The organism is Bradyrhizobium sp. 63_E2_N1_3 (assembly GCF_052076005.1).
GTDB lineage: Bacteria > Pseudomonadota > Alphaproteobacteria > Rhizobiales > Xanthobacteraceae > Bradyrhizobium > Bradyrhizobium barranii.
Map to the genome: position 1 here is coordinate 5,443,168 of NZ_CP197235.1, position 23,046 is coordinate 5,466,213.

Annotated in this window: 19 protein-coding genes; 8 read left to right on the top strand and 11 right to left on the bottom strand. The window is 65.1% G+C overall.

What is annotated here, in order from left to right; genetic code table 11:
- Positions 1–8: 8 nt before the first annotated feature.
- The 3 genes from AB7531_RS26310 to guaB all read right to left on the bottom strand — a co-directional run bounded on the left by AB7531_RS26310 (position 9) and on the right by guaB (position 3,274).
- Positions 9–305: a hypothetical protein gene (locus AB7531_RS26310; protein ID WP_063983794.1), complete on the bottom strand. Its 297-nt coding sequence runs from the start codon at positions 303–305 to the stop codon at positions 9–11.
- A gap of 227 nt (positions 306–532) precedes the next feature.
- Positions 533–1,555: an NADP-dependent oxidoreductase gene (locus tag AB7531_RS26315; RefSeq protein WP_063983795.1), complete on the bottom strand. Its 1,023-nt coding sequence runs from the start codon at positions 1,553–1,555 to the stop codon at positions 533–535.
- A 225-nt stretch (positions 1,556–1,780) separates the two neighbouring features.
- Positions 1,781–3,274 carry an IMP dehydrogenase gene (guaB, locus tag AB7531_RS26320; protein ID WP_063983796.1) on the bottom strand — a complete coding sequence of 498 codons (1,494 nt, stop codon included), beginning with the start codon at positions 3,272–3,274 and terminating at the stop codon, positions 1,781–1,783.
- Positions 3,275–3,743: 469 nt separating this feature from the next.
- Here guaB and AB7531_RS26325 point away from each other — a divergent pair, with 469 nt between their 5' ends.
- The 3 genes from AB7531_RS26325 (at position 3,744) to AB7531_RS26335 (ending at position 7,133) form a co-directional block, all read left to right on the top strand.
- On the top strand, positions 3,744–5,234 hold the full coding sequence (locus tag AB7531_RS26325) for an MFS transporter (protein ID WP_063983797.1): 1,491 nt from the start codon (positions 3,744–3,746) through the stop codon (positions 5,232–5,234).
- A 178-nt stretch (positions 5,235–5,412) separates the two neighbouring features.
- The gene (locus AB7531_RS26330; protein WP_187387729.1) at positions 5,413–6,195 is read left to right on the top strand and encodes a VIT1/CCC1 transporter family protein; all 783 of its coding nucleotides are present in this window, start codon (positions 5,413–5,415) and stop codon (positions 6,193–6,195) included.
- A gap of 83 nt (positions 6,196–6,278) precedes the next feature.
- Positions 6,279–7,133, top strand: a complete 855-nt coding sequence (locus AB7531_RS26335) for a TorF family putative porin (RefSeq protein WP_063983798.1) — start codon at positions 6,279–6,281, stop codon at positions 7,131–7,133.
- A 1-nt stretch (position 7,134) separates the two neighbouring features.
- Here AB7531_RS26335 and AB7531_RS26340 read toward each other — a convergent pair whose 3' ends face one another.
- From AB7531_RS26340 to AB7531_RS26350, 3 genes are all read right to left on the bottom strand, one after another.
- Positions 7,135–7,977 (bottom strand): hypothetical protein, encoded by an 843-nt coding sequence (locus tag AB7531_RS26340; protein WP_441280156.1) that lies wholly within the window; start codon positions 7,975–7,977, stop codon positions 7,135–7,137.
- A 363-nt stretch (positions 7,978–8,340) separates the two neighbouring features.
- Entirely contained in the window at positions 8,341–9,033 is a 693-nt protein-coding gene (locus AB7531_RS26345) for an RlmE family RNA methyltransferase (protein ID WP_063983800.1), read from the bottom strand.
- A gap of 1 nt (position 9,034) precedes the next feature.
- Positions 9,035–10,108, bottom strand: a complete 1,074-nt coding sequence (locus AB7531_RS26350; protein WP_441280157.1) for a Ppx/GppA phosphatase family protein — start codon at positions 10,106–10,108, stop codon at positions 9,035–9,037.
- A 212-nt stretch (positions 10,109–10,320) separates the two neighbouring features.
- Here AB7531_RS26350 and AB7531_RS26355 point away from each other — a divergent pair, with 212 nt between their 5' ends.
- Positions 10,321–12,693, top strand: a complete 2,373-nt coding sequence (locus tag AB7531_RS26355) for a xanthine dehydrogenase family protein molybdopterin-binding subunit (RefSeq protein ID WP_063983802.1) — start codon at positions 10,321–10,323, stop codon at positions 12,691–12,693.
- 55 nt (positions 12,694–12,748) lie between these two features.
- Here AB7531_RS26355 and AB7531_RS26360 read toward each other — a convergent pair whose 3' ends face one another.
- Both AB7531_RS26360 and AB7531_RS26365 read right to left on the bottom strand, forming a co-directional pair.
- Positions 12,749–14,173, bottom strand: coding sequence for a DUF5107 domain-containing protein (locus AB7531_RS26360; RefSeq protein WP_283018671.1), 1,425 nt, complete (start codon positions 14,171–14,173; stop codon positions 12,749–12,751).
- Between the two features lie 18 nt (positions 14,174–14,191).
- The gene (locus tag AB7531_RS26365; protein WP_063983804.1) at positions 14,192–14,992 is read right to left on the bottom strand and encodes a hypothetical protein; all 801 of its coding nucleotides are present in this window, start codon (positions 14,990–14,992) and stop codon (positions 14,192–14,194) included.
- Positions 14,993–15,099: 107 nt separating this feature from the next.
- Here AB7531_RS26365 and AB7531_RS26370 point away from each other — a divergent pair, with 107 nt between their 5' ends.
- The 3 genes from AB7531_RS26370 to AB7531_RS26380 are packed head-to-tail and all read left to right on the top strand — an operon-like array spanning position 15,100 to position 18,500.
- Positions 15,100–15,603: a YaiI/YqxD family protein gene (locus AB7531_RS26370; RefSeq protein ID WP_063983805.1), complete on the top strand. Its 504-nt coding sequence runs from the start codon at positions 15,100–15,102 to the stop codon at positions 15,601–15,603.
- A gap of 2 nt (positions 15,604–15,605) precedes the next feature.
- Positions 15,606–17,417 (top strand): ABC-F family ATP-binding cassette domain-containing protein, encoded by a 1,812-nt coding sequence (locus tag AB7531_RS26375; RefSeq protein WP_063983806.1) that lies wholly within the window; start codon positions 15,606–15,608, stop codon positions 17,415–17,417.
- Positions 17,418–17,420: 3 nt separating this feature from the next.
- Positions 17,421–18,500, top strand: a complete 1,080-nt coding sequence (locus AB7531_RS26380) for a D-TA family PLP-dependent enzyme (protein WP_063983807.1) — start codon at positions 17,421–17,423, stop codon at positions 18,498–18,500.
- Here AB7531_RS26380 and AB7531_RS26385 read toward each other — a convergent pair.
- Positions 18,497–19,399: a LysR family transcriptional regulator gene (locus tag AB7531_RS26385; protein ID WP_063983808.1), complete on the bottom strand. Its 903-nt coding sequence runs from the start codon at positions 19,397–19,399 to the stop codon at positions 18,497–18,499. The genes AB7531_RS26380 and AB7531_RS26385 overlap by 4 nt on opposite strands.
- A gap of 93 nt (positions 19,400–19,492) precedes the next feature.
- Here AB7531_RS26385 and AB7531_RS26390 point away from each other — a divergent pair, with 93 nt between their 5' ends.
- Positions 19,493–20,710 carry an MFS transporter gene (locus tag AB7531_RS26390; RefSeq protein ID WP_063983809.1) on the top strand — a complete coding sequence of 406 codons (1,218 nt, stop codon included), beginning with the start codon at positions 19,493–19,495 and terminating at the stop codon, positions 20,708–20,710.
- Here the strand turns inward: AB7531_RS26390 and AB7531_RS26395 are convergent, their stop codons facing one another.
- Both AB7531_RS26395 and AB7531_RS26400 read right to left on the bottom strand, forming a co-directional pair.
- Entirely contained in the window at positions 20,711–21,931 is a 1,221-nt protein-coding gene (locus tag AB7531_RS26395) for an NAD(P)/FAD-dependent oxidoreductase (protein ID WP_084795379.1), read from the bottom strand.
- Positions 21,928–22,845, bottom strand: coding sequence for an SDR family NAD(P)-dependent oxidoreductase (locus tag AB7531_RS26400; RefSeq protein WP_063983811.1), 918 nt, complete (start codon positions 22,843–22,845; stop codon positions 21,928–21,930). Before AB7531_RS26400 ends, AB7531_RS26395 begins: the two co-directional genes overlap by 4 nt.
- Positions 22,846–23,046 lie beyond the last annotated feature (201 nt).

The following is a 23,046-nucleotide window of genomic DNA, read 5'->3' on the forward strand; positions in this document are numbered from 1 at the left end:
GTTGCGGATCAGGCGATGGTCTTGAGATCCTGCTGGATCGCAGCCAGCAGCGATTGCAGCGCATCACTGTTCACCGGCCTCGCCTCCGCCTTCGCAGGCTGGATCTTGTCAGGCTGCGCAGCTTTGCCCGGACGCTTCGGGAATGGCGGTGGTGGCGCCGGCATCGCGGCTGGCGTGAAATCGCCCTCCTCGTCGACATGGACAAACTTGCCATGGATGACGTCGTCGCGACGGCCCATGACGAACAGGGTCGCCCAATAGCCGGCAGCCAGAAGGATTACGCTGAAAATACCAATCTCTAACATCGCAGCACCTAAAATATGCGCGATGATTCAATGCCTTCGCTCAGCCGTCAATGAACCGACGGTCACACCTGCGGCTTTTGCGGGCAGGTGTGGCCGATCGGTCACTCTTTGTTAACCATCGATGTCCGGGGTGTGACGCCTTTGCAACTAGGCCTTGCAGCTAGAGCCCTGTTCCGGGGCTCTAGCGTCTAGTCTGGCGCGTTTTCCTCACGCGACCCCAAAACGCCTTACGCCTTATCTTGCCCGACCCGCACCAGCTGCTTGCCGAAATTGGCGCCCTTCAGGAGCCCCATGAAGGCACCGGGTGCGCTGTCCAGGCCCTCGGTGACGAACTCCTTGTACTTGACCTTGCCGTCACGGACCCAGGTGGACATGTCGCGCAGGAAGTCGCCATGGCGGTTGGCGAAGTCGGAGACGATGAAGCCGCGGAAGGTGAGCCGCTTGGTCAGCGTCGCGCGCATCATGCTGGCCGCCCATTTCGGCGGCTTGGCCTCGGTGTCGTTGTAGTGGGCGATGAGGCCGCAGACCGGCACGCGCGCGAACGGATTGAGCAGCGGGAACACCGCCTCGAAGACGGCGCCGCCGACATTCTCGAAATAGACGTCGATGCCTTTCGGGCAGGCAAACTTCAGCTTCGCGGCGAAATCGATTTCACGATGATCGAGACACTCGTCAAAGCCGAGCTCCTTCACCACGTAGTCGCACTTGTCCTTGCCGCCGGCGATGCCGACCGCGCGCGCGCCCTTGATCTTCGCGATCTGGCCGACGGCCGAGCCGACCGCACCGGAGGCACCGGCGACGACGACGGTCTCGCCTTCCCGCGGCTTGCCGATATCGAGCAGGCCCGTATAGGCGGTCATGCCGGGCATGCCGAGCACGCCGATGGAGGTCGAGATCGGACCGAGCTTCGGATCGACCTTGATCAAGCCCTTGCCGTTCGAGATCGCGTGCGACTGCCAGCCAGTACGGGCTCGCACGATGTCGCCCTTGGCGAAATCAGGACTGTTGGAGGCCGCGACCTCGCTGACCGCCTCGCCCTCCATCACGCCGCCGACCGGCACAGGTGCTGCGTAGGACGGACCGTCACTCATGCGCCCGCGCATATAGGGATCGAGCGAGAGCCAGATCGTGCGCAGCAGGACTTCACCCGCGCCGGGCGCCGGAATCGCGAATTCCTCCAGACGAAAATCGGATGGCTTGGGTTCACCGACGGGACGCGCGGCGAGAACGATGCGTTTGGCTTGGGACATGGCTTCCTCCTGACTACTTGTTGCAGTCATTTAGGAGGTACGTGGGAATGAAGCAAATCCCAACACTCGCTGTCATCGCCCGCGAAAGCGGGCGATCCAGTATTCCAGAGGCGGCTGTGATTGAACCGAGAAGCCGCGGCGTACTGGATTCCCCGCTTCCGCGGGGAATGACACCGTCATCGAGGCGAGCGCGCCGAAACCGACGCGCAGCCGAATGCGGAGCGCCTAACCCGCGCCCGGATAGTTCGGGCTCTCGCGCGTGATCGTGACGTCGTGGACGTGGCTTTCGCGCAGGCCTGCGCCGGTGATGCGGACGAACTGGGCCTTCTCGTGCAGGTCCTTCATGTCCTTTGCGCCGACATAGCCCATCGCGGCGCGCAAGCCGCCGGCGAGCTGGTGCATGACGTTGCCGACCGGGCCCTTGTAGGGCACCTGGCCCTCGATGCCCTCAGGCACGAGCTTGAGCGTGTCCTTGATGTCCTGCTGGAAGTAGCGATCGGCCGAGCCGCGCGCCATCGCGCCGACCGAGCCCATGCCGCGATAGGCCTTGTAGGAACGGCCCTGCCACAAGAACACTTCGCCGGGGGTCTCGTCGGTGCCCGCGAGCAGCGAGCCGACCATGGCGATGTCGGCGCCGGCGGCGAGCGCTTTCGCAAGGTCGCCGGAGAACTTGATGCCGCCGTCGGCGATGACGGGAATGTCGGACTTCTTTGCAGCCTCGACCGCATCCATGATCGCGGTGAGCTGGGGAACGCCGACGCCGGCGACGATGCGCGTGGTGCAGATCGAGCCCGGGCCGATGCCGACCTTGATGCAGTCCGCGCCCGCATCGATCAGCGCCTGCGCGCCCTCGGTGGTGGCGACGTTGCCGGCAACGACCTGGACGGAGTTGGACAGGCGCTTGATGCGATTGACCGCATGCAGCACGTGGCGGGAATGGCCGTGCGCGGTGTCGACGACGACGAGATCGACGCCGGCATCGATCAGCCGTTCGGTGCGCTCGAAGCCGGTGTCGCCGACGGTGGTGGCGGCGGCGACGCGCAGGCGGCCCTGCGCGTCCTTGCAGGCGAGCGGATGGGCGACCGCCTTCTCCATGTCCTTCACGGTGATCAGGCCGACGCAGCGATATTGCTCGTCGACCACGAGCAGCTTCTCGATGCGATGCTGGTGCAGCATCCGCCGCGCCTCGTCCTGGCTGACATTCTCGCGGACCGTGACGAGGCCATCATGCGTCATCAGCTCGGAGACTTTTTGCCGGCGGTCGGTGGCAAACCGCACGTCGCGGTTGGTGAGGATGCCGACCAGCTTGCCGGGCGTATTCTTGCTCGCACCGGTGACGACGGGAATGCCGGAGATGCCGTGGTCGCTCATCAGCTTGAGCGCATCGTCGAGCGTGGCCTCGGGGCTGATGGTGAGCGGGTTCACCACCATGCCCGACTCGTAGCGCTTGACCTGCCGGACCTGGGCGGCCTGCCCCTCGGGATCGAAATTGCGGTGGATGACGCCGAGGCCGCCGGCCTGCGCCATGGCGATCGCCATGCGGGCTTCAGTGACCGTGTCCATGGCGGAGGCCATGATCGGGATGTTGAGCGGAATGGCGCGGGTGACGCGGGAGCGGATGTCGACCTCGCCCGGCATGACGTCCGACAGGCCCGGCTTCAACAGCACGTCGTCGAACGTAAAGGCTTCGCGAATGCCTTGAAGTTGCACCGTGGCCATCTGCCAACTCCTTCCTGCGGCCCTGCCGCAAATAGCTATGGATGAGCGCCGCCCTCAGCGTGCCTTGCGGCATCGCCGGAGAATCGGAGCCCATCGGTGGGGTTGACGCGGGTCGATAGCACGGCCACGCGACGAATCAAAGCAAATCGGACCGCCGGCCAGCCATGCACAGGCTTTTTAAGTAAATTCGGCGTGGATGGCCGGGTGGCGGCCCCCCTCGTCATTCCCCGGCGCGACGAAGTCGCGAGCCCGGAATCCATCCCGCAGCGGTCTCTGGGGCCCGATGGATTCCGGGCCCGCCAAGGGGCGCGCCCCGGAATGACGCGGGAGCGCGCGCACCCGCCGTCGAGGGTCACACCGTTGTTACGCAGGATTTAGGTGCTATGCGTTGATCCGCAATGGTCCCCGCCAAGCGGCGGTGATAAGCCGCAAGTCCACCTTTCCTTCTGATTTTCATTACCAATCCGTCATGGTCGACAAGCAACGCGTCATCCCGCTGATCGTGGCCACCGCTCTCTTCATGGAGAACATGGATTCGACGGTGATCGCCACCTCGCTGCCCGCGATCGCGGCCGACATCGGCACGAGCCCGCTGACGCTCAAGCTTGCCATCACCTCCTATCTGCTGTCGCTCGCGGTGTTCATCCCGGCGAGCGGCTGGACTGCGGACCGGTTCGGCGCGCGCATGGTGTTCGCGATCGCGGTCGGCGTGTTCATGGTCGGCTCGATCGGCTGCGCACTCTCGACCTCCGTCACCGATTTCGTATTCGCGCGCATCCTTCAGGGCATGGGCGGGGCGATGATGACGCCGGTCGGACGCCTGGTGCTGCTGCGCTCGGTCGACAAGAGCGCGCTGGTCAACGCCATGGCCTGGGTGACGGTCCCTGCCCTCATCGGTCCCGTGATCGGCCCGCCGCTCGGCGGCTTCATCACGACCTATGCGTCATGGCACTGGATCTTCCTGATCAACATTCCGATCGGGCTGCTCGGCATCTTCATGGCCTTGCGCTTCATCGATCCCATCAAGAGCGAGACGCGGGAACCGTTCGATCTCTACGGCATGGTGCTCGCGGGCGTCGGCCTCGCCGGCATCGCCTTCGGTCTTTCCGTCGCCGGGCTCAACCTTCTGCCCTGGAGCACGGTCGCGGCCCTGGTCGTGGGCGGAGCGATCTCGATGACGCTGTATGTCCTGCACGCGCGGCGGACGGGTTCGCCGGTGCTGGATTTTTCGCTGCTGAAGCTGCCGACGCTGCGCGCGGCCGTTTTCGGCGGCTTCATGTTCCGGCTCGGCATCGGCGCGCTACCGTTCCTGCTTCCGCTGCTGATGCAGATCGGCTTCGGGCTGTCGCCCTTCCATTCCGGCCTCGTCACCTTCGGCTCCTCGCTCGGCGCCATGGGCATGAAGACGCTGGCCGCGCGCATCATCCGCACCTTCGGCTTCCGCAACTTGATGACGGTGAACGCGGTCGTCAGCGCGTTCTTCCTCGGCGTCTGCGCGCTGTTCACGGTGACGACGCCGCTGCTCATCATCTTGGTGATCCTGGTGGTCGGCGGCTTCTTCCGCTCGCTGGAGTTCACCGCGATCAACACGGTGGCCTATGCCGACGTCGAGACCGCGCAGATGAGCCGCGCCACCACGCTGGTCAGCGTCAACCAGCAGCTCGCGGTCTCCGCCGGCGTCGCGGTCGGCGCGGCCTGCGTGGAAACGACGATGTGGTTCAACCATGTCAGCGAGATCGACGCCACCGTGTTCGCGCCGGCCTTCCTCGTGATCGCGCTGACCTCGGCGGCGTCGAGCTGGTTCTTCTGGCAGATGCCCGCCGATGCCGGCCACGAGATCTCCGGCCGCACGGCGGTGGAGATCGCCAGCCGCAAGGGGGCCGCAAAGAGCGCCGCGACCGCCGCCGTCAAGACGGCGACGGAGGATACGCAGGACGTGCGGGATCAAAGGCTGGGGTAAAGCGCGACGAAGTCAAATTCGGCGACGGGGCAACCCGCAAGATCGGACCGCCTCGGCAGCTACGGCCAAAAATCGTCTTCGTTGGACTGGCGGGGCACAAGCGGCCGCCGCGCGGCGCGTCGGCCCAGTTCACTCATGCCCGGGCGCGTTGACATAACTCAAAGAGCGAATGCCGGACATGAGCCTCGATGACACCTGCTCGGGCGTGGGTCGGGCTTGGCCCAGGAGCCGAGACGATGCATTCGCCCGCGTGCGCAGCCATGATCGTCAGCAAACGGTGATCGAAGACCAAGCCATGGCTTTATTGGGACCGGATACTCCGTTCGGGAGCATACTTGATCCGATGGAACGGATCTCGGAGACTTTGTTCGGGCTGATCATGGCCCTTACCTTCATCTGCTCGCTTGGTGTCGCGACCGGGACCAATATCAATATTCAAACAATGCTGATCGGCGCACTCGGCTGCAATCTCGCATGGGGCATCGTTGACGGCGGTCTTTATCTGCTGGCGCGCATCAATGACCGGGGAGACAAGGTTCTGACCCTCCGCGCGATACGGAAGGCGCCGGATCCCGAAGCAGCGCGCCGCGTCATTGCCGACGCGCTGCCGCCGGAATTGTCGGCCATGCTGCCCGTAGAGCAGTTGGAATCGATGCGGAAACGGCTGCAACAATTGCCTGAGCCGGCTCCCGGTCCAGGGCTGACGAAGCGCGACTGGATCGGCGCGCTCGGCCTTTGCCTGCTGAGCTTCCTGTCGACCTTCCCGGTGGTCATCCCGTTCCTGTTCCTGAGCGACGCCAGACTAGCGCTGCGCGTCTCCTACGCCGTCGCCATCGTGATGCTGTTCTGTTGCGGTTACGTGTTCGGGGTTCGTAGCGGGCTGCGGCCTTCGGTGGCGGGACTTGCGATGGTGGCTGTCGGTAGTACGCTGGTTGGCATCGCGGTCGCTCTGGGAGGATGATCGACTTGCGGCGACACGAAACATCGTTTCGGGGTGCAAGCGGCGCCTTATTTGCCGCGCTGGCCGGATTGTGGCTTGCACCCATGACCGGCGGTTTGGCGCTGGCCCAATCCTCGGCCGGGGCGCTCGGCCTCGGCAACCGCGGTTGGTCGGCGGCCGACACCACCCACGCAACGCCTGCCGACGAGTTCGAGTTCAGCGCTCGCGCGGGGCTTGCATCCGACTACATCTATCGCGGGACCACGCTGTCCGATCATGGCCCCGCGGCTGGCGCCGCCTTCGAGACGAGATGGGGCCCGCTCTACGCCGGCACAACGGTCGCCACCGTCAAGCTGCCGACCCAACCGGCCGCCGAACTCACCTTTGCCGCCGGCATGCGCCCGCAGATTGCCACGATCGATTTTGATCTTGGGGCGACCTATTTCGCCTATCCCGGTGAAAGACTTCCTGGCGAGACCAACGGCATCAATTATTGGGAGATCGTGGTCCGCGGCGATCGACGCATCGGCGATCAGATCCGCGTCGCCGGCGGTTACGCCTATTCTCCGAACGTCTCGAACACCGGCGCCTGGAGCCAATATGTGGCGGCCGGAGTCGGCTTCGACGTGCCGGAGCGGTTTCTGCTGAAGAACCTGACCGTGTCGTTCACCACCGCCGCCGGCTATTCCTGGTTTGGCAACCAGACCCCGCAACTCGGCGGCTTCCCGCTGCCTGCCTATCTCAACTGGCAGGCCGGCGTGACGTTCACGCACAAGGCGCTCAACCTCGATCTGCGCTACTATGACACCAATCTGTCGAAGGAAAACTGCTTCGTCTTTACAGGCGATCCAAATGCGCGGCCGGGCGGCCGTGTCAATCCGATCACCAACCCGGACGGCCTGGCCTCGAACTGGTGCGGCGCGACGTTCGTCGCCAAGGTCTGGTTTGCGTTCAACTAACTTAGGGAACCACCGTCGGCGGCAATATGCGGTAGAGCACGACACCCAGCCCGAGCGCGTCGCCCGTCAGGACGAGCTTTCCGCTATGGATCGTTCGCTGCAGCAATATCCTCTGCAGGTTGGGATCGGGGTGGGTCGGATCGGAATAGAACTTCGCCAGGTTGCTGGTATTCGCATCGATCAGGTAGCGCTCAATCGTCACGGTCGAGCCGTCGCTGAACGGCAGGTTGTCGACCTCAAGCGAAATCCCCTCCGGCGTCTCGGTCGAAATGTTGTTGCCGAAGACACGTGTCGGATCATAGTTGTAGACCATGATGTTCGCGGTCGAGTTAGCGCCATCCCAGGTCGCGAACGCGTTGAGGTGGGAGCCCGCCCCGCCGGTGAGCGCAGCCTGCACCCGCTGGCCTGACATCTTGTTGTACATCTTGAAGAGGTTCGCGACCGGCTTCGGGTAGTAGTCGGCCGGCTTGTCGCCGTGCGGCACCTTGTGCAGCAGGCTGGCCTGGCCGAGGAAAGGTGTGATGTTCGGATCCCCCTGGCCGTCGCCGATAATGAGGTACGACCCCATTGATATCTTCTTTTTCACGGCTTCGGACATGAACGCCGCCGTCCACGCCGCCCCCTTGTGCGAATAATTGACGTCAGTCGCCTCATAGGCCGTAGGGCCCCATTCCGACAGGAACAGTTTAACGTCGGGCATGTTGGCATTGTTCTTCTTCAAGGCGTCCAGCTTGGCCTTGGCCTTGTCGACCAGATTGTCGAAGAACGCGAAACCGCCGGTGCCGTCTGTCGAGCCGTAATAGTGGAACGAAAAACGATCGAGCCGCGCGTTGAATTTTGCCAAGTAAGTGTCTGCCAGCGGATTGAAGGTCTGGTCGAGGAGCCTGCTCGGACGGGCTGTTCGCGCTCTGGTAGATCTTCTTGAGATCACCGAGATCGTCGTTGCCGCTGAGGCCGATATTGTAAGGCCTCTGGGTGCTGACCGTGATCGACGTCCCTGCACGCGACGTCGTCGCCGAAGCAAAGCCGAGCGACGCCAACGCCAGAAAGGAGACCGAGGCAAGGGACAGGCGATGCTTGCAAACGCGCAAGCGTTGTCGATGAAGGCACGGCATGGATTGATCTCACCCGCTGAAATTGCAGATGATGGATCTATCAGCTCAAGATGTTATCGATGTGAATGTCATGCTCATGTGAGCGTGACACGTCAGCCCGGGTCCGGCTGCCCGCCACGAAACCCCGTCGCCAGCACATAGCGCTCGGAGGAATCCTGTCTGCTGGCCGCGGGCTTCACATGCCGCACTGTCGCAAAATCGCGCTTGAGCTGGGCCAGCAGATCGGCGTCGGCGCCGCTCTGGAACGTCTTGGCCAGGAATGCCCCGCCCGGTTTCAGCACGTCGCAGGCGAACGCGGCCGCCGTTTCGATCAGGCCGACGATGCGGAGCTGGTCGGTCTTGCGGTGGCCGGTGGTGTTGGCGGCCATGTCGGACATCACGATGTCGGCGCCGCCCCCGAGCATCGCAGTGAGCTTCGCGGGTGCGTCGTTGTCCATGAAGTCGAGCTGCGCGAAGTCGACGCCGGCAATCTCGGGCATGTCCAACAGGTCGATCGCGACCACCTTGCCCTTGCCGTCGACCGAGCCGACGCGCTTGGCGGCGATCTGGCTCCAGCCGCCCGGCGCAGCGCCGAGATCGACCACCGCCATGCCGTGTTTCAGCAGGCGGTATTTGTCGTCGATCTCGAGCAGCTTGAACGCGGCACGCGAACGATAGCCGAGCGCCTTCGCCTTGACGACATAGGGATCGTTGAGCTGCCGCTCCAGCCACAGCTTCGACGACAATTTGCGCTTGCCGCCGGTCTTGACCTGGACGTGCAAGCGGCCGGTGGTGTCCTTGGCCATCTCACCAGCTCCTGAGTGCGCCGTCCTCGCGCATCATCTCGACCAGCATGCCTTCGCGCAGGCCCCGGTCGGCGACGCGCAGGCGCGGCAGCGGAAAGGCGCGCCTGATAGCATCGAGGATGGCGCAGCCGGCCAGCACGAGATCGGCGCGCTCGACGCTGATGCAGCTGTTGTTGGCGCGTTCCTCGTAGCTCATGCCGAGCAGCTTGCTGATGGTCGCGGTGATGTCGGAATCGTTCATCCAGATGCTGTCGATGCGGCGGCGGTCGTAGCGCGCGAGGTTGAGATGGATGCCGGCGAGCGTCGTCACCGTGCCCGAGGTGCCGAGCAGGTGCATGTCGGCGAGATCGCCGCCGTGCGCTTCGGCGAACGGTGCGACGTGGTTGGCGACCTCTTGCTCCATCGCGGCATAGATTTCCGGCGTGACGTCGCAGCCGCCGAACTGCTCGGCCAGCGTCACGACGCCCAGCGGGATCGACATCCAGGCTTTGATGCGCGGCTCCTGATTTTGCGGATCGCGTTCGATCCGCACCAGCTCGGTCGAGCCGCCGCCGATGTCGAACAGGATCGCGCCCCGGCCCCTGGGGTCGACCAGCGGCGCGCAGCCGAGCACGGCGAGCGAGGCCTCGGTCTCGCGGTCGATCACCTCGAGGTCGATGCCGGTCTCGGCCGCGACGCGGCTGCGGAAACCTTCCGCATTCGAGGCGGCCCGGCAGGCTTCGGTCGCGATCAGCCGCAGCCGCTTGGCTTTGCGCAAATTGATCTTGTCGCGGCAGATGCTGAGCGCGGCGACGGCGCGCTCGATCGCGGCCTCGCTGATGCAGCCGGTCGCCGAGACGCCCTCTCCGAGCCGGATGATGCGCGAGAAGGAATCGACCACGCGAAAGCCGTCGCTGGTCGGACAAGCGATCAGGAGCCTGCAATTGTTGGTGCCGAGGTCCAGCGCCGCATAGACGCCGGTTCCCGGCGCTTGCGCGACGACGGCCGGTTCGGGGGCCAACGCCACCGCCGCCATCGACCCATCCAGCCCACCGTGCGGCGCATGGCCGTCGCGGAGCCGCGTGTGGTCATTCATACAAATTGTCTTTCCGCGGCCCGATGGGGCCGATCTGGAATTGCTTTTTCGCCTGAAACATTAGCAGCGCGGCAAGCCTGCGCAACAACGCATCACATGGGACCATGCCCATTCGTGCGTTGTCGTGAACGGGACCGTGGGTTATTTTTGGAGGGTCCGGTCCTCCAGGCGCCCCCCAAAACGCGCGATTGCCGGCTTTTCAGGTCAATTCTATGCAAGAACACACCAAATCGTCCACGCTCGAAAACGCTATTGCACTGCAAAAATACGGCGTCGGGCAGCCGGTCCGCCGCAAGGAAGACGATACGCTGGTGCGCGGCAAGGGCCGCTACACCGACGATTTCAACCTGCCCGGCCAGGCCCATGCCGTGGTCGTCCGCTCCACCCATGCCCATGGGCTCATTCGCGGCATCGGCACCGACGCCGCCAGGGCGATGCCCGGCGTGCTGGGGGTGTGGACCGGCAAGGACCTCGATGCCGCCGGATACGGCCCCTTCACCTGCGGCCTGCCGCTGAAGAGCCGCGACGGCTCCCCCCTGCTCCAGACCAACCGGCAACCGCTGGCGACCGACAAGGTCCGTTTCGTCGGCGATCCCGTCGCCTTCGTGGTCGCCGACACGCTGGCGCAGGCGCGCGACGCCGCCGAAGCCGTCGAGCTCGATATCGAGCCGCTGCCGGCGGTGACCGATCCCGAGGAAGCCGCCAGGCCCGGTGCGCCGCTGCTCTATGACCACATCCCGAACAATGTCGCACTCGACTACCACTATGGCGACATGGACAAGGTGAACGCGGCCTTCGCCAGTGCCGCCCACGTCACCAAGGTCGACATCGAGAACACCCGCGTCGCCGTCGTCTCGATGGAGCCGCGCGTGGGGCTCGCCTCCTACGACAAGAAGACCGAGCGCTACACCATCCAGATGCCGACGCAGGGCGTTGCGGGCAACCGCGCCAACCTCGCCAAGAACCTGAAGGTGCCGAACGAGAAGGTGCGGGTCCTCACCGCCAATGTCGGCGGCTCCTTCGGCATGAAGAACGTCAATTACCCCGAATACATGTGCATCCTGTACGCGGCCAAGGAGCTTGGCCGCCCGGTGAAATGGCTGGACGAACGCTCCACCAGCTTCCTCTCCGACAGCCACGGCCGTGCGCAGAAAATCCATGCCGAGCTGGCGCTCGACGCCGAAGGGCACTTCCTCGCGGCAAAGCTTGAAGGCTATGGCAATCTCGGTGCCTACATCACCGGCGTCGCGCCGGGGCCGCTCTCGCTCAACACCGGAAAGAACTTTTCCAGCGTCTACCGCACGCCGCTGATGGCCGTCGACATCAAGACGGTGCTCACCAACACCACGCTGATGGGCGCCTATCGCGGCGCCGGCCGGCCCGAGGCGAACTACTACATGGAGCGGCTGATCGACCGAGCCGCCGACGAGATGGGCATCAACCGGCTGACCTTGCGCAAGCGCAACTTCATCAAGCCGAACCAGATGCCGTTCCCGGCCTCCTCCGGCGTCACCTATGACAGCGGCGACTTCCAGGCGGTGTTCAACAAGGCGCTCGAAATCTCCGACCACGAGAACTTCGCCAAGCGCAAGAAAGAGAGCAAGAAGATCGGCAAGCTGCGCGGCATCGCCGTCGGCTCCTATCTCGAGGTCACCGCGCCGCCGAGCCCCGAACTCGGCAAGATCGTGTTCGATCCCGATGGCTCGGTACAGCTCATCACCGGCACACTCGATTACGGCCAGGGCCACGCGTCCGCATTCGCGCAGGTGCTGTGCGCGCAATTAGGGGTGCCGTTCGACAGCGTGAAGCTGGAGCAAGGCGACAGCGACATCGTCCACACCGGCAACGGCACCGGCGGTTCGCGCTCCATCACGGCGAGCGGCATGGCCATCGTGGGCGCCGCCAAGCTCGTGATCGAGAAGGGCAAGCGCGCCGCGGCGCATATGCTGGAAGCCTCCGAGGCCGACATCGAGTTCGCCGACGGCAGCTTCACCATCGCCGGCACCGACCGCAGCATCGACATCATGGAGCTCGCCAGGAAGCTGCATGACGGCAAGGTGCCGGACGGCGTGCCTGACAGCCTCGACGTCGACCATACCAGCGAACCGGTGCCCTCGGCGTTCCCGAACGGCTGCCACGTCGCCGAGGTCGAGATCGACCCTGATACCGGCGTGGTGCAGATCGTGCGCTACAGCGCGGTCAACGATTTCGGCACGGTGATCAACCCGCTGCTGGTCGCGGGCCAGCTTCATGGCGGCGTCGTCCAGGGCATTGGCCAGGCGCTGATGGAGCACGTCCGCTACGACGAGAGCGGCCAGCCGATCACGGGCTCGCTGATGGACTACGCGCTGCCGCGCGCCGAGGACGTTCCGAACATGACGGTCGGCGATCATCCGGTGCCGGCCACGACCAATCCGCTCGGCAGCAAGGGTTGCGGCGAAGCCGGCTGCGCCGGCAGCCTGTCGACGGTGGTGAACGCGGTGCTCGACGCCCTCTCCGACTACGGCATCAAGCACATCGACATGCCGCTGACCCCGGAGCGGGTGTGGCGCGCCATCCAGGATGCGAAGGGCAACGCGGCGTAGGGGGAGTTCCGCGATCGTGACAACGCCGGGGGTTCGACCGGCATTCCGAAAGAGATCACTTGATCGCTGTTTCGGCGGCGATCAACTCCTTTCCCTCCGTGGTCGTGATCGTTAGCCGTATCTTTTCCCCGCTGCGGCCGTCGGCAATCGCTGCCGAAATGCGATTTCCGTTGTTCGGATCGGCGCTCACGACCCCGCTGAACAGAGCCGTGTCACCCTGTTTCAACGTGACAAGCAACGGGATGGCCGGTTCGACGCTGAAGAACTCGAGAACAGCGCGAGACGCCTCGGCCGAGAAATTGATCAGGATTTTCTCGTTCGCATGCGTCACGTTGCTCATGCCGACGGTCGGGCTGTAGGTTTCCGGAATCGACACCTCACTGCGTGCGGGAAAATCTGAGCTGTGGAAGAACTGGTCTGACACGCCCGCCCATAATTCGACATACGGCCGCCACTCGTTCGGATCCTTCCGGGCATCGGTTTCGCCGGTGAACGACGGAAACCCCCACGTCCACATTTTCAGGCCCCGCGTGAGGGTATTGTCCGCAATGCGAATAATTCCTTCTGCATTGTCATGGTTGATGACGCCCCAGAAATTCCCGCCCTGCATATCTGGTGCAGCATAGGCGATGCCCATCGTTGGCCAGTTCTTGAAGTAGCGCAGGTTTCCGAAGCGCCGCCTGCCCATATCCGCGCTCTCGTCGCCGTCGGCCAGATTGGCCGACCAGGCAGGCGTCGTGAAAGTTCGGATCGGCGCGATGATTTCGGCGCCGCCCGTTGCCTTGGGATTTTTCGGCTCCGATCCCGGAGCGAGCGTCGTGCACGTCCAGTATTCGTATTGGACAGCCTCGTCGTTCGGATTCTTCAGCACCACGCGCGCATCGAGTGCGGCACGATCGGCCTTCAGCGTGACATAGTAGCTCGCCTCGATGCCGGTCGCGCCCCTGAACTTGCTCGGCCGCGCGGAATAGTCGAAGTCATCCCGGAACGACATCACGACCGTGACTTCGTCGGCGCCCTGCTTCACCACCCGGAAAGCCCACGGCTTCAGCCACGTCTTGCCGTGCTCGGCATCCGGGAACGTTGAAAAGATTCCGCCGTACACCATCAGCCAGTCGTAGTAGAAATTTCCGGCCTTCATGCCGTAGGGCACTCCGACTTCAGTTCGATAGAGCTGCTCGTGGCCGGTCGGCTTGTAGACCATGGAAAGAATACGCCCTCCGAATTCGGGCACGAGCGTTACCCTCAGATATCGATTCTCAAGCACGTAGGACTTGAAACTGCGTTCGACGATCACGCTCTTGTCGAGCGACCCGCTGACAAAGCCATTCTCCGCATCGACGGCGAATTTGACGGTGCTCCACGTCGTCGTCTGCTCGCTGAGCGACACACTATCGGACACCGGTCCGGCGGCATGCACGACGCAAAGCGCCTGGAGTGACAAAAGGAGTGCTATTCCAAAACAAACGAGGGCGCGCAAGGAGACCTCAACTGGCTTTCAGGCCGCCGCCTGCTCGCGCGGCTGGTAGATCGCAGTATGCTGGCAGTGCGCCAGCGGCGTCGTGCCGTTGGCGACGACCAGCGCGTCGAGCTCGACGAAGCGGTGGCCCTTCTTCTCGTAATTCGCGATGACTTTTGCCCGCGCGGTGATCTCGTCGCCGGCGCGCGCGGCCGACAGCAGCTGCATGCGGCTGCCGACATGGATCCACGGGCCCAAAATCGTGTTGTCGACGAGGACGCGATTCATCACGCGCTGGATCAAGCCGGGATGGCCGAGCCCCTCGCGCGCAAAAATCGGATCGGTTTCCCTGACGTCGGCGAGATAATCGGTCGCGTCCTGCCCGGCCCAGCGGCGCGGCATCGTGCCGAGCCACTTGCCGGTCTCGAAAGTCGCTGGGCTGACCGGCTTGCGTTCGGCTACGACCGGCACCGCCACATAGTCGTTCAGCGACACCACAGGCGCGGCCACCGGCAGGGAGGCCGTGCCCGTGGCACAGAGTTCGGTGCGGCTGAACACCTCGATCGTGAGCAGGCCGTTGTGCTCGGTCGCATCGACATCGGCGGTCTCGCCGTCATAGACCGGCTTGATGAAGCGGGCCTCGACCAGCCCGCGCGACAGGAAATCGCGGCCCCAGCGCGCCACCGGCACGTGCATCATGTAGGCGAAGACATCGACGCCGGGGACCAGCCCGCCGGAAAAGCCGAAGCGGCGCGCCACCGTGTCGTCATGCATCTTGTTTTCGGACTGTTTGGCGGTGTTGTAGGCCTCGACGCGGTAGGTTTCGAGCCGGTTCGGCATGGCGGGCCTTTCCCTGAATTCTTGTTGTTTCAGGGTTGATCGTAGGCCCCCGGGAACACCGGTCAATCCCCTCGCCTTTGCGGCCCGAATGGGGTACCACGCGGCGAATGACTGATACCCCCACCCGCATCTATGTCGACGCCGACGCCTGCCCGGTGAAGGACGAGATCTACCGCGTCGCGCTCCGGCACGGAGTGCCCGTGAGCGTGGTCGCCGGCAACTTCATCCGCGTTCCGCAAGACCCGATGATCGAGCGGATCGCGGCCGGCGCCGGCATGGATGCCGCCGACGACTGGATCGCGGAGCGGGCCAAGCCGGGCGACGTCGTCGTGACATCGGACATTCCGCTGGCGAGCCGTTGCGTGAAAGCGGGCGCCGACGTGATCGCACCGAACGGCAAGCCGTTCACGGAAGAGTCGATCGGAATGACGCTGGCGGTGCGCAATCTGATGACGGATCTGCGTTCGGCCGGCGAGGTCACCGGCGGCCCACGCTCGTTCGCGCCGCGCGACCGCTCCGCGTTCCTCTCCGCGCTCGACCAGACGCTGCGCCGGATCCAGCGCCGCCGTGCCGACCAGGCCGCGACGAGCCAGAATTTGAATCAAGGCTAGTCATGGCGCCGCCCCTGATCCAACTCAAAGACATCAAGCTCACCTTTGGCGGCACGCCGCTGCTGAGCGGCGTCGAGCTCAACGTCGCGCCGAGCGAGCGCGTCTGCTTGATCGGCCGCAACGGCTCCGGCAAGTCGACGCTGCTGAAGATCGCAGCCGGCCTCGTCGAGCCCGACGGCGGCACGCGCTTCGTGCAGCCGGGCGCCACCGTTCGCTATCTGCCGCAGGAGCCTGACTTCGGCGACCACAAGACCACGCTCGCCTATGTCGAGGCGGGCCTCGCGCCCGGCGACGACCCGTACCAGGCACGCTACCTCGTGGAGCAGCTCGGGCTTACCGGCAACGAGAACCCGGCCAACGTCTCCGGCGGCGAGGCCCGCCGTGCCGCGCTGGCACGCGTGCTGGCGCCCTCGCCCGACATATTGCTGCTGGACGAGCCGACCAACCATCTGGACCTCTCCACCATCGAATGGCTGGAAAAGGAGCTCGACAGCCGCCGCGGCGCGCTGGTGATCATCAGCCATGACCGCCGTTTCCTCACCAATCTCTCGCGCTCGACCGCATGGCTCGACCGCGGCAAGATCAAGCAGATCGATCGTGGCTTCGCCTCGTTCGAGAGCTGGCGCGACGAGGTGCTCGCCGAGGAAGAGCGCGACCAACACAAGCTCGACCGCAAGATCGTCGACGAGGAGCACTGGCTGCGCCACGGCGTCTCCGGCCGCCGCAAGCGCAACGTCAAGCGGCTCGGCAATCTGCATGCACTGCGCGACCAGCGCCGCAACTATCGCGGCACGGCCGGCACCGCCAGTCTCGCTGCGTCCGAAGCGGAGCAATCCGGCAAGCTGGTGATCGAGGCCAAGGGCATCACCAAGGCCTTCGGCGACCGCGTGATCGTCGACAATTTTTCCACCCGCATCCAGCGCGGCGACCGGCTCGGCATCGTCGGACCGAACGGCGCCGGCAAGACCACGCTGGTCAACCTGCTGACCGGCGGCGCGGAGCCTGATTCCGGCATCTTGCGGCTCGGCGCCAATCTTGAGACGGCCACGCTCGATCAGCACCGCGAAAGCCTCGATCCCAAGTCGACGCTGGCCGAGGCGCTAACCGGCGGCCGCGGCGACCAGATCATGGTCGGCGGCAAACCGAAGCATGTGGTCGGCTACATGAAGGACTTCCTGTTCGCCCAGGAGCAGCGCGGCACGCCTGTCGAGGTGCTCTCGGGCGGTGAGCGCGGCAGGCTGATGCTGGCGCGCGCGCTGGCAAAGCCCTCGAACCTGCTGGTGCTGGACGAACCGACCAACGATCTCGACCTCGAGACGCTCGACGTGCTCGAGGACATGCTCGGCGACTACGAGGGCACCGTGATCCTGATCAGCCACGACCGCGACTTCCTCGACCGCGTCGTCACGTCCGTGATCGCACCCGAAGGCAACGGCAAGTGGACCGAATATGCCGGCGGCTACAGCGACATGCTGGCGCAGCGCGGTGCCGATCTCAAGCGCGAGACGACGAAGGCGCAAGCCCCCGCGGAGAAGAAAGAGGAGCGGCTGGCTGCTCCGCCCGCCACGGCAAAACGTCGGTTGAGCTTCAACGAGAAGCACGCGCTGGAAACGCTGCCGAAGAAGATCGAGACCCTGCACGCCGACATTGCCAAGCTGCAGCGCTTCCTTGATGATCCCAATCTCTACACCAAAGACCGCAAGAAATTCGACGACACCTCCGCCTCCATCGCCAAGGCGCACGACGAATTGTCCGCCGCCGAAGAGCGCTGGCTCGAACTGGAAATGCTCCGCGAAGAGATTGAACAGGCTTAACTCATGACCACTCCCCTCGCCGCCAAAATCGCCCGTGAATATGGCACGCCCTGCGCCGTCATCGACATGGACCGGGTCGAGCGCAACATCGCACGGATCCAGAAGGCCTGCGACGATGCGGGTGTCGCCAACCGGCCGCACATCAAGACGCACAAGAACCCGACGATCGCCAAGCTGCAGGTTGCGGCCGGCGCGAAGGGCATCACCTGCCAGAAGCTCGGCGAGGCCGAGATCATGGCCAATGCCGGCATCGACGACATCCTGATCAGCTACAATCTGCTCGGCGAAGAGAAGATGGCGCGCCTCGGCGCGCTGCAGGCGAAGGCGAACATGACGGTCGCTGCCGATAACTCGACGGTCGTCGCCGGCCTGCCCAAGGCAGCCGCAGCCTCGGGTCGTCCGCTCTCGGTCGTGGTCGAATGCGATACGGGGCGCAAGCGCGCGGGCGTCGAGACCCCGGCTGAGGCGATTGCGCTGGCCCGCGAGATCGCCGGGTCCAAGGGGCTCGAATTCGCCGGCTTCATGCTGTACCCGACCGAGACCGGTTGGGCCGACGCGCAGAAATTCTTCGACGAGGCGCTGGCCGGCGTGCGCGCGCACGGATTGGACGCCAAGATCGTCTCGACCGGCGGCACGCCGAACCTGAAGAATCTCGGCAAGCTCAAGGGCGGCACCGAGCATCGCTTCGGCACCTACATCTACAATGACCGCATGCAGGTCGCCGCCGGCTCCGCCACCTGGGACGATTGCGCGCTGCACATCTATTCGACGGTCGTCAGCCGCGCCGCGCCCGAGCGCGGCATTCTGGACGCCGGCTCCAAGACGCTGACGACGGACACCGGCGGCCTCGACGGCCACGGCCTGATCCTGGAGCACCCCGAGGCCAAAATTGCGCGCTTCGCGGAAGAACACGGCTTCCTCGACCTCTCACGCAGCAACACGCGCCCCAATGTCGGCGACGTCGTGCGGATCGTGCCCAATCACGTCTGCGTCGTCGTCAACATGATGGACGAGGTCGTGATGGTGCGCGGCGAGGAGATCATCGGCACGCTGCCGGTGGCGGCGCGCGGGAAGCTGCGCTAGGCGCGAATTAGAGCTTGCAGCTCCCGATCCAGTCCGTCGCGGAACAGGTTGATCGGGCGAGTCAGTCGCCCGGCCGGCGGGCGATGTACCAGCCATGCGCGCACGGCGGGATTGAACTCCCGCGCAGCGACCGGCTTGAGCTTGTCGCGAAATGCGCTGCGCTTCAGCCCGATCGGCGTGACCAGGCCGACGCCCAGACCGCGTGACACCAGCGACAGCCGAAGCTCGCTGTCCAGCGCCTCCACAGCGACGGTGAACGGTAAATGCTCTGCATCGAAGCGACGCTTGAGTGTGTCGCGAAATCCGCAACCGTCCTGGTTGATCACCCACGAGAGCTGCGACAGGCGCTCCAGGTCGACGGTGCGCGGAATCTTCATGTCGCGCGCGACGACGAACACCACCGGCTGCGACCCGAGATCGTCGGCGACGAGATCGGCAGGCGGCGTTGCCCCGTCAGGCAGGCAGATCGCGGCGGCATCCAGCTCGTTGCGGCTGACCCGCTCGACTTGGTTGGGCGACCAGCCCGAGACGACGCGCACGCTCAGTGCCGGAAATTCGGCACGCACCGCGTCGAGCGGCGCGCTGAGTCCGGACTCGGAGAGAAACGGCGTGAGGCCGAGCCTGAACTCGCCGCGTACAACGCCGTCATTGGCGACGCCTGACTTGAGGTCGTCCAGCATCCGAAGAAGGCGCCGGCCCTGCTCATAGGCCTCACGACCTGCGGCCGTGGGCTTCAACGGTTTCGACAGGCGGTCCAACAACTGCGCGCCCAGCATCTCCTCGAGATTTTGGATGCGCCGGGTTACGCCAGGCTGCGTGAGATTGAGGCGCGTCGAGGCGGCAACGATTGATCCGGTCTCGACCACAGCGACGAAGGCGACAAGGTCATGGGTATTCATAACGAACTCGCATATTCTTTATAGGCTTAATTGAATTGTAGCATATTAGTCACCCCGCTTAAAGGGGACCCCGTACCCTGCCCGCGAGGTCCCATGACCATCTCCGAAACCACCAAGCTCGCATCCCCGAAGCAACTTGCCGAGCGATCCCTGATCTGGCTCGGCGCCATCACCACCGGCGTCGTCGTCACCAATTTGTTCGCGCCGCAGATCCTCGTTGGACTGATCGGCCGGTCGCTGGTCATGACCGCCTGGCAGGCTGGCCTCGTCAGCACGCTAACGCTGCTCGGCTATGCGCTCGGCCTGTTGTTGCTGGTGCCGCTGGTCGATCTCATCGAGAACCGGCGCCTGATCCTGCGCACGCTCGGCTGCGCGATCTTCGCGGCGCTGGCAACGGCGCTGGCGCCGACGCCGTCGCTGCTATTGCTCGCCACGTTCATTCTCGGCGCCTCCTGCGCCGCGATCCAGATGATGGTTCCGCTCGTGGCTTCGATGGTGGCGCCCGAGCGTCGCGGCCAGGCCATCGGTGAGGTCATGAGCGGATTGATGATCGGCATCCTGCTGTCGCGGCCGGCAGCGAGCCTGATCGCAGATCTCTGGAGCTGGCGTGCCTATTATCTCGCCTCAGCCATCCTAATGACGTTCCTCGCGGGTGCGCTCGGCCGTTATCTGCCGACGCTGCGACCGGCAGCCCGCGTCGGCTACGGCGAATTGCTCCGTTCGTTCCCAAAGCTGCTGCGGGAAGAACCTGTGCTGCGCGTGCGGGCCTGGACCGCATCGCTGGTTATGGCCTCCTTCACCGCCTTCTGGTCGGCGGTCGCGCTGCGCCTGCCGGAGGCTCCATTCGGCCTCGACTCCAAGGGCATCGCGGCCTTCGCGCTGATCGGCGTCGCAGGCGCCGCGGCGACACCGCTCGCTGGCCGCTGGGGCGATAAGGGCTGGGCGCGCCCGCTGTTTCTTGTGGCGCATCTGCTCATCATCGGCTCGCTCGCGCTCTGCGCCGTGGCCGGTGCGATGGAGTCCCGCATGGCGGCTCTGCTGGTATTGAGTCTCGGCACGATCCTGCTCGACGTCGGCATCACCGCCGACCAGACGCTCGGCCGCCGCGCCGTCAATCTGCTGCACCCCGAGGCGCGCGGCCGCATCAACGGCCTGTTCGTTGCGCTGTTCTTCATCGGCGGCGGCGTCGGCTCCGCAGCGGCCTCGCTGGCCTGGAGTTTTGGCGGCTGGACCGCTGTCTGCGTGGTCGCGGCGAGCTTTGGTGTGCTAGGTCTTCTCACCGATCTTCTGACCAGGACCGGCACGTCGTGATCAGGACGACGCGAGCCATCGCAACACGCCCCTTCCGGCCGCCGCCCCCGTCGCAAACGACGCCTGCAACAGATAGCCGCCGGTCGGCGCCTCCCAGTCCAGCATCTCGCCGGCGGCGAACACGCCGGGCAGCTCGCGCAGCATCAGGCGTTCGTCGAGCTCGTCGAAGGTCACCCCGCCCGCGGTCGAGATGGCGCGCTCGATCGGGGCAACGCCGGTGAGCTGAACCGGAATAGCGTTGATCAGCTTCGCAAGCTCCGCCGGCGAGAACGTCGCCAGCGGCCGGCCGGATGCGATGGCGGCCTCCTGCATCAGGCCGATGCCGACCGGCGACAGCTGCGCCGCCTTGCGCAGGAAGTTCGCCAGCGATTGCTTGCCGCGCGTGCCCGACAGGCGCGTGGTCAGCGCGGCGACGTCGAGCTCGGGCCGCAATGCGATCGTCAGCGTCGCCTGCCCGAGACCCAGCACCGCCTCGCGCAGCTCGGCCGACAACGTGTAGATGGCGCCACCTTCGATGCCGCTGCGCGTGATCATGGCTTCGCCGCGGACTGTATGCGCCCCGATCGTCAGCGCCACGCCCTTGAGCGGCTGGCCCTCAAAGCGGTCGTGGAACACGTCGGACCATGCGACGGTGAAGCCGGAATTAGCCGGCCGCAGCTTCGAGATCGCAACGCCTTTGGACGCAAGGATATCGGCCCAGCCGCCGTCGGAGCCCAGCCGCGGCCAGCTTGCGCCGCCGAGCGCCAGCACAGTGGCTTTGGCTTCGATCGGCCTTTGCCCATCGTTGGTGCGAAATAGCAACCGCCCCTCACCGTCCCAGCCGATCCAGCGATGACGAAAGGCAAAGCGTACCCCCGCGGCATCGAGCCGCCGCAGCCAGGCGCGCAACAACGGCGAGGCCTTGAATGCCTTCGGAAACACACGGCCGCTAGTGCCGACAAAGGTCGGCTCGCCCAGTGCTTCGCTCCAGCCCCGTAGCGCCTCAGGGGAAAACGCCTCGATTGCCGCTCGCAGCCTTGGTGCTGCCTCGCGGTAGCGTGCCATGAACTCCGGCAGCGGCTCGCTGTGGGTGAGATTGAGCCCGCCCCGACCGGCCATCAGGAATTTGCGGCCCGCGGACGGCATGGCGTCGTAGACACTGACGCGGGCGCCGCCCTGCGCCAGCACCTCCGCCGCCATCAGCCCGGCGGGACCGGCGCCGATGACGACGATGTCAGTCAGAGCTTGATCCCCGCCCGTGCCGCGGCCTGCGCCACGTATTTCTGCGTCTGCTCGAACGCGCCCTGCAGCGCCTTGGCCTTCGACATGTCGCTGATCTCGGCGAAATGCGCGGCGACCGCATCCGGCGTCCAGTCGGATTCCGGCAGGTTGATGCCTTCGCTCTCCACAATCTTGATCACGGCGAAGGAGCCGGCACCGGCGCCCATGATGGTGCGGGTCGGTGCGTCCTCGCTCAGCATGTATTCGACAGCGGGCGTGATCGCGTTCGGCTTCATCAGTTGCAGCGCCTGTGGCGGCAGCAGCTCTTCCGTCATGCGGGTCGCCGCGGTCGGCGAGATGATGTTGACGCGGATGTCGGTCTTGCGGCCTTCCTCGGCCAGCACGTTCATCAGGCCGACCATGCCGGACTTGGCCGCGCCGTAATTGGCCTGGCCGAAATTGCCGTAGAGGCCGGAGGACGAGGTCGTCAGCACGATGCGGCCGTAATTGCGGTCGCGCATGCCGGCCCAGGCCGCCTTGCAGCAATAGAAGGTGCCGACGAGATGCACGTCGAGCACCTTCTGGAAATCGGCGGCCTCCATCTTGCCGAACGACTTGTCGCGCAGGATGCCGGCATTGGCGCACATCAGGTCGACGCTGCCCCACTCCTTGGTGGCGCGCTCGACCATCGCCGTGACTTGCTCGAAATTCGAGACGTCGGCGCCGTCGGCCATCGCGGTGCCGCCGGCTTTACGGATCTCCTCGACGACGGCTTCGGCCGGCGACAACGAGCCGCCGCTCCCGTCACGCGCGCCGCCGAAATCGTTGACGACGACCTTCGCGCCGCGGCTGGCCAGCCCCAGCGCATGCGCGCGTCCGAGGCCATTACCCGCGCCGGTGACGATGGCGACACGTCCGTCGAACCTGATTGCCATGTGCAGTTCCTGCCTCTTCTTCCTTCTCCCCTTGTGGGAGAAGGTGGCGCGAAGCGCCGGATGAGGGGTCTCTCTCGACAGATGCGCTCGCGGAGAGAGACCCCTCACCCGCCTCGCGTTCCGCGAGGCACCCTCTCCCACAAGGGGAGAGGGTCAGACCCGCGAAAATTTGTCAGCTTTTGAGCAGTGATGGATGGCGGG

Bases quoted from the DNA above. Each gene is read 5' to 3' on its own strand.
- AB7531_RS26310 (WP_063983794.1), bottom strand. From the start codon at position 305: ATGTTAGAGATTGGTATTTTCAGCGTAATCCTTCTGGCTGCCGGCTAT.
- AB7531_RS26315 (WP_063983795.1), bottom strand. From the start codon at position 1,555: ATGTCCCAAGCCAAACGCATCGTTCTCGCCGCGCGTCCCGTCGGTGAA.
- guaB (WP_063983796.1), bottom strand. From the start codon at position 3,274: ATGGCCACGGTGCAACTTCAAGGCATTCGCGAAGCCTTTACGTTCGAC.
- AB7531_RS26325 (WP_063983797.1), top strand. From the start codon at position 3,744: ATGGTCGACAAGCAACGCGTCATCCCGCTGATCGTGGCCACCGCTCTC.
- AB7531_RS26330 (WP_187387729.1), top strand. From the start codon at position 5,413: ATGAGCCTCGATGACACCTGCTCGGGCGTGGGTCGGGCTTGGCCCAGG.
- AB7531_RS26335 (WP_063983798.1), top strand. From the start codon at position 6,279: ATGACCGGCGGTTTGGCGCTGGCCCAATCCTCGGCCGGGGCGCTCGGC.
- AB7531_RS26345 (WP_063983800.1), bottom strand. From the start codon at position 9,033: ATGGCCAAGGACACCACCGGCCGCTTGCACGTCCAGGTCAAGACCGGC.
- AB7531_RS26350 (WP_441280157.1), bottom strand. From the start codon at position 10,108: ATGAATGACCACACGCGGCTCCGCGACGGCCATGCGCCGCACGGTGGG.
- AB7531_RS26355 (WP_063983802.1), top strand. From the start codon at position 10,321: ATGCAAGAACACACCAAATCGTCCACGCTCGAAAACGCTATTGCACTG.
- AB7531_RS26365 (WP_063983804.1), bottom strand. From the start codon at position 14,992: ATGCCGAACCGGCTCGAAACCTACCGCGTCGAGGCCTACAACACCGCC.
- AB7531_RS26370 (WP_063983805.1), top strand. From the start codon at position 15,100: ATGACTGATACCCCCACCCGCATCTATGTCGACGCCGACGCCTGCCCG.
- AB7531_RS26375 (WP_063983806.1), top strand. From the start codon at position 15,606: ATGGCGCCGCCCCTGATCCAACTCAAAGACATCAAGCTCACCTTTGGC.
- AB7531_RS26380 (WP_063983807.1), top strand. From the start codon at position 17,421: ATGACCACTCCCCTCGCCGCCAAAATCGCCCGTGAATATGGCACGCCC.
- AB7531_RS26385 (WP_063983808.1), bottom strand. From the start codon at position 19,399: ATGAATACCCATGACCTTGTCGCCTTCGTCGCTGTGGTCGAGACCGGA.
- AB7531_RS26390 (WP_063983809.1), top strand. From the start codon at position 19,493: ATGACCATCTCCGAAACCACCAAGCTCGCATCCCCGAAGCAACTTGCC.
- AB7531_RS26400 (WP_063983811.1), bottom strand. From the start codon at position 22,845: ATGGCAATCAGGTTCGACGGACGTGTCGCCATCGTCACCGGCGCGGGT.